This is a genomic window from Bradyrhizobium dasycarpum, assembly GCF_042019905.1.
GTDB classification, from domain to species: domain Bacteria; phylum Pseudomonadota; class Alphaproteobacteria; order Rhizobiales; family Xanthobacteraceae; genus Bradyrhizobium; species Bradyrhizobium japonicum_B.
The window spans coordinates 3533803-3550289 of record NZ_CP169574.1; the positions used below are offsets into that span (position 1 = coordinate 3533803).

Below are 16487 nucleotides of genomic sequence, written 5' to 3' on the forward strand. Positions count from 1 at the left end.
GGTCTCCGGAATAGAGCCGATCCGGTCGATATGTCCGAAGCCGCAGGTTTTATCCAGTCACCTGTTCGGGCCGCCAAGGCACCGGGCACCCCTTCAAAAATGACAGCAATTACATAGATATAGGAAACATTCTGGCGCCGTTCGCCGCTCCGGACGAGCGCGGGAAGGGGTCCCGGGCGCCGCGCACGATTAACTTGTCTGTCGCTCGCCGGGGTTACAATATGTTGGATTGAGCTTGCGTCGCCGGCTGTTCCGAGAGCGGTGCCGCAAGCGAGCCAGGCCCGTCCGAGCGGCGGGCCGTTGGCTTTTTGGGAGCCTGGACATGAGCCGCGCGAACCGTACCGACCACATCCGCCTGACCTCCCATCCGGAGCCGGGCCGGACCTCCGCCTTTCCGATCCACTGGGGCGCAGGCGAGGCGCGCGCCCGTGGGCCGGTCATCGGCACGGTATCGCGCGCCGGCGATCGCAACGTGATCGGCAGCCATGGCGGCTCCTACGCCATGTACCGTGCGCTCGCCGTCTCCGCCCGCGCGCTCGATCCGATTCGCAGGCCCGACCTCACCAACACATTTCCGGCTGCGACCATCGGGCCGTTCGAGCAGTGGCAGGATCCGGCAAAGATCGTCGCGCTCGATCCCTGGGGGCATCTGGTCGCGGAAAACTTCCGCCAGGAGATCGCCGAAGGCGCCGACATCCGCCCCAGCATCGCGGTGACGCGGGCAAGGCTGGACCTGCCGGAGATCCGCGAAGCGCTCGCCGCGAAACGTCTGCGCGCCGACGGCGAGGTCGTGCACGCCAATGGCAGCGTCTCCGTGGTAAAGATCGCGATCGATCCGGTCTGGTACCTGCCCGGCCTTGCGACGCGCTTCGGCACCAGCGAGACCGAGCTGCGCCGCACGCTGTTCGAGCAGACCGCCGGCATGTTCCCCGAGCTGGTGACGCGGCCGGACATGAAGGTGTTCCTGCCGCCGATCGGCGGCACCACCGTCTACATGTTCGGCGACGTGACGAAGCTGCCGGACCATCGCACCAGGATCACCTGCCGCGTCCACGACGAATGCAACGGCTCCGACGTGTTCGGCTCCGACATCTGCACCTGCCGGCCCTATCTGATCCACGGCATCGAGGAATCCGCCCGCGGCGCGCAGGAGGGCGGCCTCGGGCTCGTCGTCTACAACCGCAAGGAAGGCCGCGCGCTCGGCGAGGTGACCAAATTCCTGGTCTACAACGCGCGCAAGCGCCAGGAGGACGGCGACGCCGCCGCGGCCTACTTCGAGCGCACCGAATGCGTTGCGGGCGTGCAGGACGCGCGCTTCCAGCAATTGATGCCGGACACGATCCACTGGCTCGGCCTCAAGCGCATCGACCGCTTCCTGTCGATGAGCGACATGAAATACGATGCGCTGACCTCGCAGGGAATCGACATCGTCGAGCGTGTGCCGATCCCGCCTGAGCTGATCCCGGCCGACGCTCATGTCGAGATCGCCGCGAAGAAGGCCGCCGGCTATTATTCGACCGACATCGCGCCGGAGCAGGACGTCGATGGCGTGGTCGGACGTTCGCTGGAAAAATACTGATCGCGCGATGGCGGACGCTTTGGAACGACAGGCCCGCTCCCTGCTCAGCGCAGGAGCGGTGCGCGCGCGTGCCGGACAGATGCTCGATATCGGCCTTGCCGGCGGCCTGCGCCACTTCACTGTTGATCTCGATCGCATGGATGGTGTCGCGGAGGCCGTGCTCGCGGTGACGCGACAGGCCTATCCGACGCTGGAGCTTCCGTTCCATGCGCGCTGGCGCCATTTTGTGACCGGCGGCGTCGACCGCTGGGCGCGGCTCGCCGACGCGGCATCGTGGCCGGACCGCGAGGCACGGGCGCGGGCGGAATTCGACCTTGCCATCGTCAGCGTGCTGCTCGACGCCGGTGCCGGCGCGGCGTGGCGATATCGCGATGCGACCAGCGGCGCAAGCATCGGCCGATCCGAGGGACTCGCGATTGCGAGCCTCGACATGTTCGCGGGCGGCCTGTTCTCGGGTGACGTCCGTGCGCCGTTCAGGGCCGATGCGGACGTGCTGGCAAGACTGCCGCTCGCCTCCCTCGCCTCCGCCTTTCAGGTCAGCGACGCCAATCCGCTGCTCGGCCTCGAGGGACGCGTCGACCTGCTGCAGCGTCTGGGCACCTTGGCGGCGGAGCGCGCAGACGTGTTCGGCCTGCGCGACGCGCCACGGCCGGGCGGCCTGTTCGATCACATCGCGGCGCAGGCGAAGGGCGGCGCCGTTGCCGCGCCTGCGATCCTCGCCGCAGTGCTGAACCAGCTCGGACCGATCTGGCCCTCGCGGCTCGAGCTTGCAGGCGTCCCGCTCGGCGATTGCTGGCGCCATCCGGCGATCAAGGCCGACGACGCGACGGCAGGCCTCGTGCCGCTGCACAAGCTGTCGCAATGGCTGAGCTATTCCCTGATCGAGCCGCTGCAGCGCGCCGGATTTGGCGTCACTGACATCGATGGCCTCACGGGGCTTGCCGAATACCGCAATGGCGGCCTGTTCGTCGACCATGACGTGCTGCGCCTGCGCGATCCTGCCGATGCTGCGCGCGCGCATGCGGTGGATTCGCTGCTGGTCGTGGAATGGCGCGCGCTGACGATTGCGCTGCTGGACCGGCTCGCGGACCTGGTTCGCGCCAAGCTCGGCCGCACGCCGGAGACCTTGCCGCTTGCCAGCATTTTGGAAGGCGGCAGTTGGGCCGCGGGCCGCGCCATTGCATCTTCGCGTCGTCCCGATGGCTCGCCGCCGATCAAGGTGATCAGCGACGGCACGGTTTTCTAAACCCTCTCCCCTTGTGGGAGAGGGTGGCTTCGCAAAGCGAAGCCGGGTGAGAACCCTCATCCGGCGCTTCGCGCCACCTTACTCCCATAAGGGGGAGAAGGAAGAAAGGCATCCCATGGAAGGCGTCACGATCGTCGATCATCCCCTCGTGCAGCACAAGCTGACCTTGGTGCGCGACAAGTCCATCTCGACCAAATCGTTCAGGGAGCTGATCAAGGAGATCGGCATGCTGCTCTGCTACGAGGTGACGCGCGATCTGCCGCTCACTGACACCGTGATCGAGACGCCGCTGGCGACGATGCATTCGGCCAAGATCGCCGGCAAGAAGCTGGTGTTCGTGCCGATGCTGCGGGCCGGCACGACCTTCGTCGACGGCATGATGGACCTGGTGCCGACCGCGCGCGTCGCCCATATCGGGCTCTACCGCGAGCCGCACAGCTTTGCCGCGGTCGAGTATTTCTTCAAATCGCCCTCCGACCTCAGCGAGCGCCTCGCCATCGTGGTGACGCCTGTCGTCGCGACCGCCAACACGGCTGTCGCCGCCATCGACCGGCTCAAGGAGCGCGGCGCCAGGGACATCCGCCTCGCCTGCCTGATCGCAGCCCCGGAAGGATTGGAGCGCCTGCGCGGACTGCATCCGGACGTGCCGATCTGGACCGCGGCGGTGGACGAGGGCCTCGACGAGAACGGCTTCATCCTGCCCGGCCTTGGCGATGCCGGCGACCGCGCCTACGGAACGCGATAGGTCTCTCGGCGGCGTTTTGCCCGCTTAGGAACAGCTTCGATCGCGCGCGGTTCTCCTGCTTTCAGGATGGAGAACTCGATGACCTATCAGGACAATGACCGCAGGGCCGACAGAGCGCGCCGCAACAGCCCGGCCGGCTGGGCGATCGGCGCGATCTTCGTGATCGCCGTGATCGCAACCGTCTTCTTCTACAATGGGCGCGAGGTCGGACCGCAGGCGACGTCGACCAGTCCGAACAATGCGCCGAGCGTCACCACCGGCTCGAACGCACCGGCTGCGCCGGCGAAGTGATCGGCCGGCTGTTCACACCTTCCCGCTGCCGCAAATCAGCTTCAGCGACTGCCATTCCTTGTCCGTCAGCAGCGGCGGGCCGGAGGCCGGGCGGTCTTCCCTGGTCATGCGGGCGAGGCGGTCTTCGGTCAGCGGGTGGCTGGCGAGGATCGTCGTGAGCGTCGAGCCGCCTTCCTTGCCGGTGATGCGGAACATCAATTCGGCGGCGGGCTTCGGCGAGCGGCCGAGCTTGTGCATGACCTCGATCGCGAACGTATCGGCGGCGGTCTCGGCCTCGCGCGAATAGGAGGCTTCGACCAGGCTGCGCGAGGCGAAGATCACGGCGGACGAGCCGGTGACGTCGCCGAACAAGAGGCCGATCAGGAACGAGGTGCCGCCGTTGTAGATCAGCCCGCGCATGTTGTCGTAATGCTTGAGATGACCGAGCTCGTGCGCGAGGATGCCGGCGAGCTCGTCGGGACTTTCGGCCTTGTCGAGCAGGCCTTTCAGTACGAACACCTTGCCGCCCGGCAGCGCGAACGCGTTCGGCACCGAGGTCGGCAGCACGCCCGCGGTCATGGTATCGTCGTCGAGGCCGGCGGCATCGCGCAGGCGGTTGACGAGCTTGGTGAAGGCGGCCTTGCCGGCGGGATCTTCGCACGCATTGCGGCCGAAGATGGTCTTCACCTGCACTTCGGCAGCGTCGCCGATGCGCCGTTCGACGGGTTTCGGCACCAGCGGCGCCAGACGGTCGGCCGCGAGCGGCACGCCGAACAGAACGACGCAGACGATGGAGACGGCGGCGGCCACCGACCAGCCGACGATCTTCGCGACACCGCGGCGCGAGGTCCTGTGCTCATCGAGCCGCATGCAGCGCGCCGTCACGTCGGCGGCGAGCGCAGCGTCGCGGATTTCCAGCCGCGCCAATGGCGGCGCGGCGGTGCACGAAAGGCGCAAGATACCGGACGGACTGTCAGCGCGGCGAATGTCGGCGTAAGCCCAGCGAACCGGCGCCCCGCCCTCCTCGGCAATCTCCAGCGTATCACCGAACCTCAGCGTGACCTGCCGCCTCCGGCTCGACGTTCCGTCGAAGAAGATGGTCGGCTTCGCTGACTGCGCCGGCGCCGCGGCAAATGTTTCACTCACAGCCTAGAATCCCGCGACATCGAGCCCGTCGGCAAAACCTTCGCCGAGCGCGCTGGCAAGCTGGCCGCTGCCGCGCACATCCGCCGCGGCCGCGATGTCGTGCACCTCGACGGTCTCGAGCACCTTGGCCCAGAGATCGCGCTGGAGATAGACCCGCATCACGATGTTGATCGCGAGCGCCAGGGCGAAATAGCCTGCTACCATCATCACCACCATCGGGATGCTCTTGGTGCCGTTGTCACCGGCGAAGATCTCCTCGGCCGGAACGCCGCTCAGCTGAACGAGCAACAAGCCGCCGACGGCCATGTAGGCAGCGAAGGCGACCGTGAGCAGCATCCACCAGCCGATCACCTTCCAGTACAGGCCGTAAAAGGCGTCATGAGGCAGGTCCGAGGACAGGCTGACGCCGCCGATGCGGATGCCGTCGAGCCACCAGCGCCATTCGCGCGCCTTGAATTCGGCATAGAAGAACGGCGCGAGCGGGAAGATGACGACCGCGATCGGACTGAGCAGCCATAGCCACCAGGCGCGCTTGAAGAAGGTCCAGCCATCGCCCTCGAAATCGCCGCGGAGATCGCCGTAATGGCTGTGCTGCATCTTGTAGCGTTCGAGCGCGGCCTCGCGCCACGGCAGCGCCAAGCCGAGCGTCAGCAACACCAGCAGACCCCAGGCCATGGCGCGGAACGAATAGGCCCAGCCCGAGCCGTCCATCCAGAACCGAACGCCGCGCCAGACCGTGCGCGTCAGCCGGTAGCGTCGCGCGCGAAAGATCGCGAACTGGCCGAAGGCGAAGAAGCCGATGAACAACGGCACCGAGGCAAAACCCTGCCAGCGCTCGAACTCGATGCCGATCAGGAAATAGGCGAGGTAGATCGGCACCAGGATCGCGAGCGCGAACAGGAAGCCGACCAAAAGCTCCTGGCCCGCCCGGTATATTCGGCGGCATCGCCGTCGATCGCAGTGTGCGCCCACAGATGACGGCGAATGTCGGTGACCAGCCAGAACCGGTAGAAGCCGAAGGTGACGAGCTCCAACATGGCACCCTTGGTGACCATTTTTCGGAACTCGGAGCGGTTGCCGGAAAACTCGACCCGCGTCGGCGGCAGCGGCGGCGGAATGGGCTCGGAGCCGATCGGGCTCCATTGCATGTCGTTCACGGCGGCAACCTCGAGATGTCGGTCTGTTCCAATCAAACTATAGATCAGAGATTGGTCGATCCCCAACACGGCCGGGTTCGATGTACCTCGATTCCAATCGGTTTCTGGCACGATTTCACGACGAACGGTGTGCGAGGGATCACGCTGATCGGTCGCCCGGATGGAGCAAAGCGCAATCCGGGATGTTGCCCCAAGCGACGCCGGCCCCGGATTACGCTTGCACTCCATCCGGGGCTACGCGTCTGCCCAAGCCCTCTCGCAAGGGTGGGATGTGGCGAAACTCCCCCTTGCTCCGGCGCAGACAACCGGCTGTAATTACAAATCAAATACCGCAGCGCAGAATTCAACGAGAACGCGCGGTTCGTGCCAGGGAGAACGGTCATGCATGGGACCATCAGCGCGGCCAAGCTCGACGCATTGCGTGATCGCGCCAATTCATTGCCGCTGGAGCAATTCGATCCGGGCGACCCTGAATTGTTCAGGACCGATACGTTCTGGCCCTATTTCGATCGCCTGCGCCGGGAAGACCCCGTGCATTATTGCAAGGACTCGATGTTCGGGCCGTACTGGTCGGTCACGCGCTACAACGACATCATGGAGATCGAGACCAACCATTCGGTGTTCTCCTCGGCCTCCGCGCTCGGCGGCATCACGATCCGCGACGTCGATCCGGACCTGCGCCGCGAGAGCTTCATCTCGATGGATCCGCCGCGCCACGCCGCGCAGCGCAAGACCGTGGCGCCGATGTTCACGCCGACGCACCTGGACAATCTCGCCATCAACATCCGCAAGCGCTCGGCCGAGTGCCTGGATAATCTGCCCCGCGGCGAGGTGTTCGACTGGGTCGACCGTGTCTCGATCGAGCTGACCACGCAGATGCTGGCGGTGCTGTTCGACTTTCCCTGGGAGGACCGCCGCAAGCTGACGCGCTGGTCCGACATCGCCACCACGATTCCCGGGCCTGACGGCCTCGTCGCCACCGACGAGGAGCGATTGGCCGAGCTTGGCGAATGCGCGGCCTACTTCTCCCACCTCTGGAAGGAACGCGCCGAGCAGCCGCCGAAGAGCGACCTGCTCTCGATGATGGCGCATGGCGCCGCGACCCGCGACATGGATGCAAAGAACTTCCTCGGCAATCTCATCCTTCTGATCGTCGGCGGCAACGACACCACGCGCAACACCATGTCCGGCTCGCTTCTCGCGCTGAGCCAGCATCCGGAACAATATCGCAAGCTGCGCGAGAATCCGGCGCTGCTCGACAGTTTCGTCCCCGAGGTGATCCGCTGGCAGACCCCGCTGGCGCATATGCGCCGCACCGCGCTCTCCGACTTCGAGTTCCGCGGCAAGCAGATCAAGAAGGGTGACAAGGTCGTGATGTGGTACGTCTCGGGCAACCGCGACGAGGAGGCGATCGAAAAGCCCTACGATTTCATCATCGACCGCGCCCGCCCGCGCACGCATCTGTCCTTCGGCTTCGGCATTCACCGCTGCGTGGGCTTGCGGCTTGCCGAACTGCAGCTCAAGATTATTTGGGAAGAGATTCTTAGGCGGTTCGACCATATTGACGTGGTCGGCGAGCCCAGGCGGGTCTATTCGAGCTTCGTGAAGGGCCTGGAAGAGCTGCCGGTGAAGATTGCGGCGTGAGTCAACTCCTTCTCCCCACTAGCGCGGAGAGGCGAAGCAAGAGAACAACTGGAGCCACGACGATGAACATCCAAGCGCCGGTTAAGGTGGACAAGGCCGAACGCATGCGCAGGGCCCGCGAGGAGGCCTATGCGACGCCGCTGTCGCAATTCCATCCCGGCGCGCCCCGGCTGTTCCAGGACGACACGCTGTGGCCGTGGTTCGAGCGGCTGCGCAAGGAAGAGCCGGTGCATTACTGCACCAACGCGCCGATCGAGCCGTACTGGTCGGTGGTGAAATACAACGACATCATGCATGTCGACACCAATCACGGCATCTTTTCCTCGGATTCGACGCTCGGCGGCATCTCGATCCGCGACGTGCCGCAAGGCTACGACTGGCCGAGCTTCATCGCGATGGACCAGCCCAGGCATTCGGCGCAGCGCAAGACGGTATCGCCGATGTTCACCCCTCAGCACCTGGACGAGCTCGCCAAGCTGATCCGCCAGCGCTCGCAGGCCGTGCTGGACAATCTGCCGCGCAACGAGACCTTCAATTTCGTCGAGCGCGTCTCGATCGAGTTGACGACGCAGATGCTCGCGACGCTGTTCGACTTCCCCTGGGAGGAGCGTCGCAAGCTGACGCGCTGGTCTGACGTCTCGACCGCGCTGCCCAAGAGCGGCATCGTGGCCAGCGCCGAGGAGCGCCGCCGCGAGATGGACGAGTGCTATGCCTATATGTCGAGGCTCTGGAACGAGCGCGTCAACTCGGAGCCGCGCAACGATCTGCTGTCGCTGATGGCCCATAACGACGCCACGCGCCATATGGATCCCGACAATCTCATGGGCAACATCATCCTGCTCATCGTCGGCGGCAACGACACCACGCGCAACACCATGACCGGCTCGGTGCTGGCGCTGAACGAGAACCCGGAGCAGTACGACAAGCTGCGCGCCAATCCGGAGCTGATCGACTCCATGGTGCCCGAGGTGATCCGCTGGCAGACGCCGCTCGCGCATATGCGGCGCACCGCGCTAGTGGACACCGAGATCGGCGGCAAGCCGATCCGCAAGGGCGACCGCGTCGTAATGTGGTACGTCTCCGGCAACCGCGACGAGGAGATGTTCGACAAGCCGAACGAGTTCATCATCGACCGCCCGCGCCCGCGCACCCACCTCTCCTTCGGCTTCGGCATCCATCGCTGCGTCGGCATGCGCCTCGCCGAGCTGCAACTCAAGATCGTGTGGGAGGAGATGCTGAAGCGCTTCGAGCGCATCGAGGTGGTCGGCGAGCCCAAGCGGATCTATTCCAGCTTCATCAAGGGGTATGAGACGCTGCCGGTGCGGATTCCGGGATAGGCTCTCTCCTCCGTCATTGCGACGACGGCATCTCGTTCGCTCGTGTCCCGGACGCGACGCAGCGCCATAGCGCGCCGAAGACGCGCGTGAACGCGCTTACGGCGGTGCGGCGCAGAGCCGGGACCAAGCGCCGATCCCGTTGCGACATGGGCCCCGGCTCTGCAGCGCATCACGCCGGACAATGCTTCGCATCGCCGGGCGTGCTGCGCTGCGTCCGGGGCACGCGAGCGGTAAGTCGGCCGCTCCAGCTATAAAATTCCGGCATGACAGCTCGCGCCAGATGCGAAGGCAAGTCGTCGCCCGAGTGTTCTACGACGTCGGCACATCTAACTCAATTTGATGTCCCACACGCCGTCCTTGCGGCAGGCGGCGACCTCCTCGCGCAGGAGCGCAGTGACGGCGAGCGAGGCCGTCGAGACCGGCCGGTCGATCGGAGAAGCGAAAATGAGCTCGCGCGTCATCGGCTTTGAGACGGAAGCGGTTTCCAGCCGGCCCTCCGCGACCTCGCCATGGACCGACGAAGGCGGCAGCAGCGCGAAGCCGAGGCCTTCCTCGACGAGGCTCGTCAGCACGCGGAAGGAATCCGCCTCGAGCTGGACGTTGAGCTTGATCTTGCGCTGGGCGGCTGCGTGCTCGATCAGCGCGCGGAGGCCGTGCGAGTGAGAGGGCAGCACCAGCCGCTGCCGCAGCAGCCAGCCGACATCGACGCTCTTCTTGCGCGCAAGGCCGCAGCCGCGCGGGCCGACCGCGACGATGTTGTCGCGCCCGAGGCTCTCCACGTTGAGATGCAGGTCGGCGGAGCGGCCGTAGAGGATGGCGAGGTCCATCTCGCCGCGATGCAGCCATTCGACCAGATGGCCGCTGTAGCTCTCGACGATGCGCAGCGAGATGCCTGGAAACTTCTCGACGCAGCGCCGCGCAAAGCGCGCCGACAGCACGCAGCTGACGGTTGGAACGAGGCCGAGCACGACCTGGCCCGAAGGCGGCCCCTGGGACGACTGGATGTCGTCGCGGATCTGGTCGATCTGCCGCACGATGCCGGAGGTGCGCGCCAGCAGCAGCCGGCCGGCTTCGGTCAGCACCATGCCACGGCCGTTGCGGGTGAAGAGTTCGGTGCGCAGCTCGTGTTCCAGCAGCTTGATTTGCCTGGAAAGCGCCGGCTGCGCCACGCGCAGCGTGTCGGACGCCTTGGACAGGCTGCCGAGCTCCGCCACGCAACTGAAGGTCCTGAGCTGCCGGAAATCCATGCTTGCCAATCCTGGAAGGCTACTCCATACGCTATAACAAATGAGCATAGGGGGCTGGCATTGTTTTCACAACGCCAGAGGATCGGCCGGCGTTATCTTAACTGCCGCTACCAACGGGAAACGCCATGAGCGATGAACACCACACCGAAGATTACGCCGATATCCGCGACGCCGTCGCAAAGCTCTGCGCCCAGTTTCCCGGCGAATATTGGCGCAAGCTCGATCGCGAGATGGCCTACCCGACGGCCTTCGTCGATGCGTTGACGCAGGCCGGCTATCTCTCGGTGCTGATCCCCGAGGAATATGGCGGCGCGGGCCTGAAGCTGTCGGCGGCCGCCGCGATCCTGGAAGAGATCCAGCGCGCGGGCTGCAACGGCGGCGGCTGCCATGCCCAGATGTACACGATGGGCACGGTGCTCAGGCACGGCAATGCCGAGCAGAAGGCCAAGTACCTGCCGAAGATCGCGAGCGGCGAACTGCGGCTGCAGGCCTTCGGCGTCACCGAGCCGACCAGCGGCACCGACACCTCCTCGCTGAAGACCTTCGCGCGCAAGGACGGCAACGACAGCTACATCGTCAACGGCCAGAAGATCTGGACCAGCCGCGCCGAGCATTCCGACCTGATGGTGCTGCTGGCGCGCACCACGCCGAAGGAGCAGGCCAAGAAGCGCACCGACGGCCTGTCGGTGTTCATCGTCGACATGCGCGAAGCCAAGAACAACGGCCTCGAGATCCGCCCGATCCGCACCATGATGAACCACGCCACCACCGAAGTGTTCTTCACCGACATGAAGGTGCCGGCGGAGAACCTGATCGGCGAGGAAGGCAAGGGTTTTCGCTACATCCTCTCCGGCATGAATGCCGAGCGCATCCTGATCGCCGCCGAATGCGTCGGCGACGCCAAATGGTTCATCGCCAAGGCCACCAACTACGCCAAGGAGCGCAGCGTGTTCGGCCGGCCGATCGGCCAGAATCAAGGCATCCAGTTCCCGATCGCCAAGGCCTACGCCTCGATGCGCGCGGCCGAGCTGATGGTGAAGGAGGCGACGCGCAAATACGAGGCGGGGCTCGACTGCGGCGCCGAGGCCAACATGGCCAAGATGCTGGCGGCGGACGCGTCCTGGGAAGCGGCCAACGCCTGCATCCAGACCCATGGCGGCTTCGGCTTTGCCGAGGAGTACGATGTCGAGCGCAAGTTCCGCGAGACGCGGCTGTACCAGGTGGCGCCGATCTCGACCAACCTCGTGCTGTCCTTCGTCGCCGAGCACGTGCTCGGCATGCCGCGCTCGTACTGAGGTCCGGCCATGGGAGCACTTGACGGGATCAGGGTGATTGCGGTCGAGCAGGCGGTGGCGGCGCCGTTCTGCTCCTCGCGCCTGGCCGACGCCGGCGCGGAGGTGATCAAGATCGAGCGGCCCGAGGGCGATTTCGCCCGCGGCTATGACGCGGCGGCCAAGGGCCAGAGCAGCTACTTCGTCTGGCTCAACCGCGGCAAGCAATCGGTGGTGGTCGATCTCACCACCAAGGAAGGCCGTGCCGAACTGGAGAAGCTGATCGCCGGCGCCGACGTACTGATCCAGAATTTGAAGCCCGGCTCGATGGACAAGCTCGGCTTCTCCCGCGAGCGGCTGTTGAAGGACTATCCGAAGCTGATCTCCTGCACCATCACCGGCTATGGCGACGAGGGTCCCTACGCGCATCGCAAGGCGTATGACCTCCTGATCCAGGCCGAGAGCGGGCTGGCCTCGATCACCGGCAATCCTGATGGCGCCTCGCGCGTTGGCATGTCGATCGTCGACGTCGCCACCGGCGCCACCGCGCATGCGGCGATCCTGGAAGCGCTGATCGCGCGCGGGCGCACCGGCAAGGGCGCCGACATCCGCATCTCGATGTTCGACGTCATGGCGGACTGGTGCACCGTGCCGCTGCTCAATTCGGAAGCGGGCAATCCGCCCAAGCGCATGGGCCTGCGCCATCCCTCGATCGCGCCCTACGGCGTGTTTACCTCGAAGGACGGCAAGGACATCCTGATCTCGATCCAGAGCGAGCGCGAGTGGAAGACGCTGTGCGCGAAGGTGCTGGACCAGCCGGATCTGCCCGCCGATCCGCGCGTCGCCAACATGGTCGAGCGCGTGCGCAACCGCGACTTCACCGACCAGACGGTGGCGGACATCTTCGGCAGGATGACGCGCGACGAGTTGTTGAAGCGGCTGTCGGACGCCGACATTGCGTTTGCCGAGGTCAACACCATGGCCGACCTTTCCCACCATCCGCATCTGCGCCGCATCGAGGTGGACACGCCGAACGGCCGTGTCAGCTATCCCGCGCCGGCGCCGATCGTCGTCGGCGAGACGCGCAGCTACGGCGCCGTGCCCGCGATCGGCGAAAAGCCCCAAGCCAGGAAATAGCAGAGCGAGGCATCATGACCGAGAAGCTCGACATCGATCATTTGCGGCAATGGATCGGCCGCAGCACGGAGGCGACCGACATCGTCACCGCGCAGCTCGTCATGGGTCTGCGCGCGACGCTGTTCCAGGACGTCGGCGAGCCCAGGAAGGGCGACGCCGCGCCGTTCACAGTGCATTGGTGCCTGGCGCAGCCGGTGTTTCCGATGTCGATGCTCGGCCCCGACGGCCACCCCACCCGCGGCGGCTTCCTGCCGCCGGTGCCGCTGCCGCGCCGGATGTGGGCCGGCGGCGAGATCGAGTTCCTGCAGCCGCTGCGCGTCGGCGATGAATCGACCCGGACCTCGCGCATCGCCGATGTGCAGGTGAAATCGGGCTCGACCGGCACGCTGTGCTTCGTCTCGGTCGAGCACAGCATTTCCTCGCCGCGCGGCACCGCCATCCGCGAGCGGCAGGACATCGTCTATCGCGAGATGACGAGCAGCGCGCCGGGAAGCGCGAAGGCTCCGCCGCCACCGCCGAAGGCGCAGCACCGCGAGACCCACGTCTCCGATCCCGTGCTGCTGTTCCGCTATTCCGCGCTGACCTTCAACGGCCACCGCATCCATTACGACCGCGACTACGTCACCAAGGTCGAGGGTTATCCGGGCCTGATCTTCCACGGCCCGCTGCAGGCGGCGCTGATCATCGAGCTGGCGGCCAAGCTTCACGGCGGCAAGGCGCCGAAGAAGTTCAGCTATCGCGGGCTGCAGCCGCTGTTCGAGGGCACGGAGTTTTCGGTCAATGCCAACGAGACCGCTGATGGCATGGAGCTGTGGACGGCGAACGCGGAGGGGCAGCCGACGATGAAGGGCACGGCGGTGTGGTGATGGATACACCGTCATTCCGGGACGGTCCGCAGGGACCGGACTATGGTGCGCAATTGCGCACCTGAGAATCTCGAGATTCCGGGTTCGATGCTGCGCATCGCCCCGGAATGACATTAGTATCCCCGGCGTCATTGCGAACTTAGCGACGATCTGGGAAGTTGGAGCCTCACCCTGAGGAGCGCGCCCCTTCGCGCGCGTCTCGAAGGGCGAGGCCACCAGCCGGGCCTTCATCCTTCGAGACGCGCGAAGACGCGCTCCTCAGGATGAGGAACTAGGAAAGGACGGAAACCATGGCCAGGAACGGCAAGACCGGCAGCAAGTCCGTCACCGTCAAGCAGGCGACGCTCGACCTCTTGCGCGCCTTCGGCATCACAAAGGTATTCGGCAATCCCGGCTCCACCGAGCTGCCGTTCCTGTCCGACTGGCCCGACGATATCGACTACGTGCTGGCGCTGCAGGAGGCGTCCGCCGTCGGCATGGCCGACGGCTACGCGCAGGCGACGCGCAATGCCGGCTTCGTCAATCTGCATTCGGCGGCCGGCGTCGGCAACGCGCTCGGCAACATCTACACCGCGCACCGCAACCAGACCCCGCTGGTGATCACCGCCGGCCAGCAGGCGCGCTCGATCCTGCCCTTGCAGGCGTTCCTCTACGCCGAGCGCGCCTCGGAATTTCCGCGGCCTTACGTCAAATACAGCGTCGAGCCAGCGCGGCCCGAGGACGTTCCGGCCGCGATCGCGCGGGCCTATTACACCGCGATGCAGCCGCCGTGCGGTCCGACCTTCGTGTCGATCCCGATCGACGATTGGGCGCATGCGACCGCCCCGGTGGAAGCGCGCAAGGTCAGCCGTGAGATCGGCCCTGAGCCGGACGCGATGAAGGCGCTGGTTGCCGCGCTCGCCAGCGCAAAGCACCCTGTCCTCGTGGTCGGCCCCGGCGTCGACCGCGCCGGCGCGGTGGACCTGATGGTGCGCGTGGCCGAGAAGGCCAAGGCCAGTGTCTGGGTCAGCCCATTCTCGGCGCGCTGCTCCTTCCCGGAGCGGCATCCGCAATTCGCCGGCTTCCTGCACGCCTCGCCGGCGCAGCTGTCCGACGCGCTGCGCGCGCACGATCTCGTCGTGGTCGTCGGCGCGCCGGTATTCACCTTCCATGTCGAGGGCCATGCCGCGATCTTCGACGGCGGGGCGACCATTTTTCAGATCACCGATGATCCGGATGCCGCCGCGGTGACGCCGGTCGGCACCAGCATCATCGCGACGATGAAGCCGGCGCTGACCATGCTGCTCGAGTTGCTGCCGGAGAGCAAGCGCGCGGCACCGAAGGGCCGCACCCTGCCGCCGGCGCCGCAAGCCGCCGATCCACTGCCGGTCGAGTTCCTGCTGCATTCGCTGTCGCAGGCGATGCCGGATCGTGCTTCCCTCGTCGAGGAAGTGCCCTCGCACCGGCCGGCCATGCAAAAGTTTCTGCCGATGCCCGGCCAGGACAGTTTCTACACCATGGCGAGCGGCGGCCTCGGCTATTCGCTGCCCGCCGCGGTCGGCATGGCGCTCGGCAAGCCGAAGCAGCGCACGATCTGCCTGATCGGCGACGGCTCGGCGATGTACTCGATCCAGGCGCTGTGGACCGGCGCGCAGCGCAAGCTGCCGCTCACCGTCATCGTCATCAACAATTCCGGCTACGGCGCGATGCGCGCCTTCAGCCAGGTGATGCAGGTGCGCAACGTGCCCGGGCTGGAGCTGCCGGGAATCGATTTCGTGCGGCTCGCCGAAGGCATGGGCTGCCATGCGGTGCGGGTGAGCAAGGCCGCGGAGCTTGGCGAGGCGCTGAAGCGCGGGATGGCGTTCGAGGGCACGAGCCTCGTCGAGGTCGTCGTGGATTCCGCGGTGCCGGTGCTGTACGGGCAGAAGCATTGAGGCGCGCGTAGCCCGGATGGAGCGCAGCGCAATCCGGGAATCACGCCGCAAGCGAAGTCGGCCCCGGATTGCGCGGCGCTCCATCCGGGCTACGAAAGCTACGACGCCAGGAAGCCCCCGTCGGCCGCCAGCACATGCCCGACGACATACGACGAGGCATCCGACGATAGCCACACCACGGCCTCCGCAACCTCCTCCGGACTTCCCATCCGCCGCAGCGGCAGGCCGGCGCTCACCGTCGCGACGTCGCCGACGCCGGCGCGCAGCATCATGTCGGTGACGACACGGCCGGGCGCGATGGCGTTGATGCGGATGCCGCGCGGGGCGTTCTCCAGCGCCGCCGAGCGCGTCAGCGAGATCGCGGCGGCCTTGGAGGCCGAATAGAGCGAGAAGCCGGGATTGGGATTGCGCACGCCGCTGACCGAGGTGTTGACCACGATGCTGCCGCGCCCCTGCGCCAGCATGACAGGCAATTGGTGCCGCAGGCACAGGAACAGCGCGCGGACATTGGTGTCGAACACGCTGTCGTAGGTCTCGGTGCCCTGTTCTTCCAACGGTGCGCGGCGCTCCTGAAATCCGGCATTGTTGAAGGCGACGTCGAGCCGGCCGCAACGCGCGACGGCCGTGCCGACCAGTCGCTCGACCTCGTCCTCGCGCGTGATGTCGGTCTTGAGCGCGATCGCCTGCGTGCCGAGCTCGCGGCATGACGCGGCGGTCGCCTCGATCTCGGCCTCGCGCCGGCCGGCAACCAGGATCGCTTCGGCGCCCTCGGCCGCCATCCGCAGCGCGGTGGCGCGGCCGATGCCGCTGCCGCCGCCGGTGACCAGGCAGACCTTGCCCTTCATTCGCTGACCTGCCGGCAAAGCTCCGCTCATGGTCCACTCCAAAACGCTTGCGCGCGCCGTTGCGCCCATATAGTTGTATGATAC

General features: G+C 66.2%; 13 protein-coding genes and 1 pseudogene. 10 read left to right on the plus strand and 4 right to left on the minus strand.

Annotated features, from left to right (window positions below; genetic code table 11):
- Positions 1 to 322 precede the first annotated feature (322 nt).
- The 4 genes from ACETMP_RS17055 to ACETMP_RS17070 all read left to right on the plus strand — a co-directional run bounded on the left by ACETMP_RS17055 (position 323) and on the right by ACETMP_RS17070 (position 3861).
- Positions 323 to 1579, plus strand: a complete 1257-nt coding sequence (locus tag ACETMP_RS17055; protein ID WP_375157098.1) for a GTP cyclohydrolase II — start codon at positions 323 to 325, stop codon at positions 1577 to 1579.
- Between the two features lie 7 nt (positions 1580 to 1586).
- Positions 1587 to 2825: a URC4/urg3 family protein gene (locus ACETMP_RS17060; RefSeq protein WP_375157099.1), complete on the plus strand. Its 1239-nt coding sequence runs from the start codon at positions 1587 to 1589 to the stop codon at positions 2823 to 2825.
- Positions 2826 to 2940: 115 nt separating this feature from the next.
- Complete coding sequence (gene upp / locus ACETMP_RS17065) at positions 2941 to 3570, plus strand: uracil phosphoribosyltransferase (RefSeq protein WP_028134563.1); 630 nt, start codon at positions 2941 to 2943, stop codon at positions 3568 to 3570.
- Positions 3571 to 3648: 78 nt separating this feature from the next.
- Positions 3649 to 3861: a hypothetical protein gene (locus tag ACETMP_RS17070; RefSeq protein WP_375157100.1), complete on the plus strand. Its 213-nt coding sequence runs from the start codon at positions 3649 to 3651 to the stop codon at positions 3859 to 3861.
- Between the two features lie 12 nt (positions 3862 to 3873).
- Here the strand turns inward: ACETMP_RS17070 and ACETMP_RS17075 are convergent, their stop codons facing one another.
- Both ACETMP_RS17075 and ACETMP_RS17080 read right to left on the minus strand, forming a co-directional pair.
- The gene (locus ACETMP_RS17075; RefSeq protein ID WP_375157101.1) at positions 3874 to 4986 is read right to left on the minus strand and encodes a M48 family metallopeptidase; all 1113 of its coding nucleotides are present in this window, start codon (positions 4984 to 4986) and stop codon (positions 3874 to 3876) included.
- Between the two features lie 3 nt (positions 4987 to 4989).
- Positions 4990 to 6134: pseudogene (locus ACETMP_RS17080) on the minus strand (DUF898 family protein).
- Positions 6135 to 6524: 390 nt separating this feature from the next.
- Between ACETMP_RS17080 and ACETMP_RS17085 the strand changes: the two are divergent.
- Positions 6525 to 7787: a cytochrome P450 gene (locus ACETMP_RS17085; RefSeq protein WP_375157102.1), complete on the plus strand. Its 1263-nt coding sequence runs from the start codon at positions 6525 to 6527 to the stop codon at positions 7785 to 7787.
- Between the two features lie 62 nt (positions 7788 to 7849).
- A complete protein-coding gene (locus ACETMP_RS17090) occupies positions 7850 to 9124 on the plus strand; it encodes a cytochrome P450 (RefSeq protein ID WP_375157103.1) in 1275 nt (424 codons plus the stop codon).
- 326 nt (positions 9125 to 9450) lie between these two features.
- Here the strand turns inward: ACETMP_RS17090 and ACETMP_RS17095 are convergent, their stop codons facing one another.
- Positions 9451 to 10371 carry a LysR substrate-binding domain-containing protein gene (locus ACETMP_RS17095; RefSeq protein ID WP_257178154.1) on the minus strand — a complete coding sequence of 307 codons (921 nt, stop codon included), beginning with the start codon at positions 10369 to 10371 and terminating at the stop codon, positions 9451 to 9453.
- 125 nt (positions 10372 to 10496) lie between these two features.
- On the opposite strand from ACETMP_RS17095, the gene ACETMP_RS17100 reads away from it, so the two are divergent.
- The 4 genes from ACETMP_RS17100 (at position 10497) to mdlC (ending at position 15558) form a co-directional block, all read left to right on the plus strand.
- Positions 10497 to 11666: an acyl-CoA dehydrogenase family protein gene (locus ACETMP_RS17100; protein ID WP_375157104.1), complete on the plus strand. Its 1170-nt coding sequence runs from the start codon at positions 10497 to 10499 to the stop codon at positions 11664 to 11666.
- Positions 11667 to 11675: 9 nt separating this feature from the next.
- Complete coding sequence (locus ACETMP_RS17105; RefSeq protein ID WP_375157105.1) at positions 11676 to 12779, plus strand: CaiB/BaiF CoA transferase family protein; 1104 nt, start codon at positions 11676 to 11678, stop codon at positions 12777 to 12779.
- A gap of 14 nt (positions 12780 to 12793) precedes the next feature.
- Entirely contained in the window at positions 12794 to 13645 is an 852-nt protein-coding gene (locus ACETMP_RS17110) for a MaoC family dehydratase N-terminal domain-containing protein (RefSeq protein ID WP_375157106.1), read from the plus strand.
- A gap of 290 nt (positions 13646 to 13935) precedes the next feature.
- Positions 13936 to 15558, plus strand: coding sequence for a benzoylformate decarboxylase (gene mdlC, locus ACETMP_RS17115; protein WP_375157107.1), 1623 nt, complete (start codon positions 13936 to 13938; stop codon positions 15556 to 15558).
- Positions 15559 to 15656: 98 nt separating this feature from the next.
- Here mdlC and ACETMP_RS17120 read toward each other — a convergent pair whose 3' ends face one another.
- Entirely contained in the window at positions 15657 to 16433 is a 777-nt protein-coding gene (locus tag ACETMP_RS17120) for an SDR family NAD(P)-dependent oxidoreductase (protein ID WP_375157108.1), read from the minus strand.
- Between the last annotated feature and the right edge of the window lie 54 nt (positions 16434 to 16487).

Bases quoted from the DNA above. Each gene is read 5' to 3' on its own strand.
- ACETMP_RS17055 (WP_375157098.1), top strand. From the start codon at position 323: ATGAGCCGCGCGAACCGTACCGACCACATCCGCCTGACCTCCCATCCG.
- ACETMP_RS17060 (WP_375157099.1), top strand. From the start codon at position 1,587: ATGGCGGACGCTTTGGAACGACAGGCCCGCTCCCTGCTCAGCGCAGGA.
- upp (WP_028134563.1), top strand. From the start codon at position 2,941: ATGGAAGGCGTCACGATCGTCGATCATCCCCTCGTGCAGCACAAGCTG.
- ACETMP_RS17070 (WP_375157100.1), top strand. From the start codon at position 3,649: ATGACCTATCAGGACAATGACCGCAGGGCCGACAGAGCGCGCCGCAAC.
- ACETMP_RS17085 (WP_375157102.1), top strand. From the start codon at position 6,525: ATGCATGGGACCATCAGCGCGGCCAAGCTCGACGCATTGCGTGATCGC.
- ACETMP_RS17090 (WP_375157103.1), top strand. From the start codon at position 7,850: ATGAACATCCAAGCGCCGGTTAAGGTGGACAAGGCCGAACGCATGCGC.
- ACETMP_RS17095 (WP_257178154.1), bottom strand. From the start codon at position 10,371: ATGGATTTCCGGCAGCTCAGGACCTTCAGTTGCGTGGCGGAGCTCGGC.
- ACETMP_RS17100 (WP_375157104.1), top strand. From the start codon at position 10,497: ATGAGCGATGAACACCACACCGAAGATTACGCCGATATCCGCGACGCC.
- ACETMP_RS17105 (WP_375157105.1), top strand. From the start codon at position 11,676: ATGGGAGCACTTGACGGGATCAGGGTGATTGCGGTCGAGCAGGCGGTG.
- ACETMP_RS17110 (WP_375157106.1), top strand. From the start codon at position 12,794: ATGACCGAGAAGCTCGACATCGATCATTTGCGGCAATGGATCGGCCGC.
- mdlC (WP_375157107.1), top strand. From the start codon at position 13,936: ATGGCCAGGAACGGCAAGACCGGCAGCAAGTCCGTCACCGTCAAGCAG.
- ACETMP_RS17120 (WP_375157108.1), bottom strand. From the start codon at position 16,433: ATGAGCGGAGCTTTGCCGGCAGGTCAGCGAATGAAGGGCAAGGTCTGC.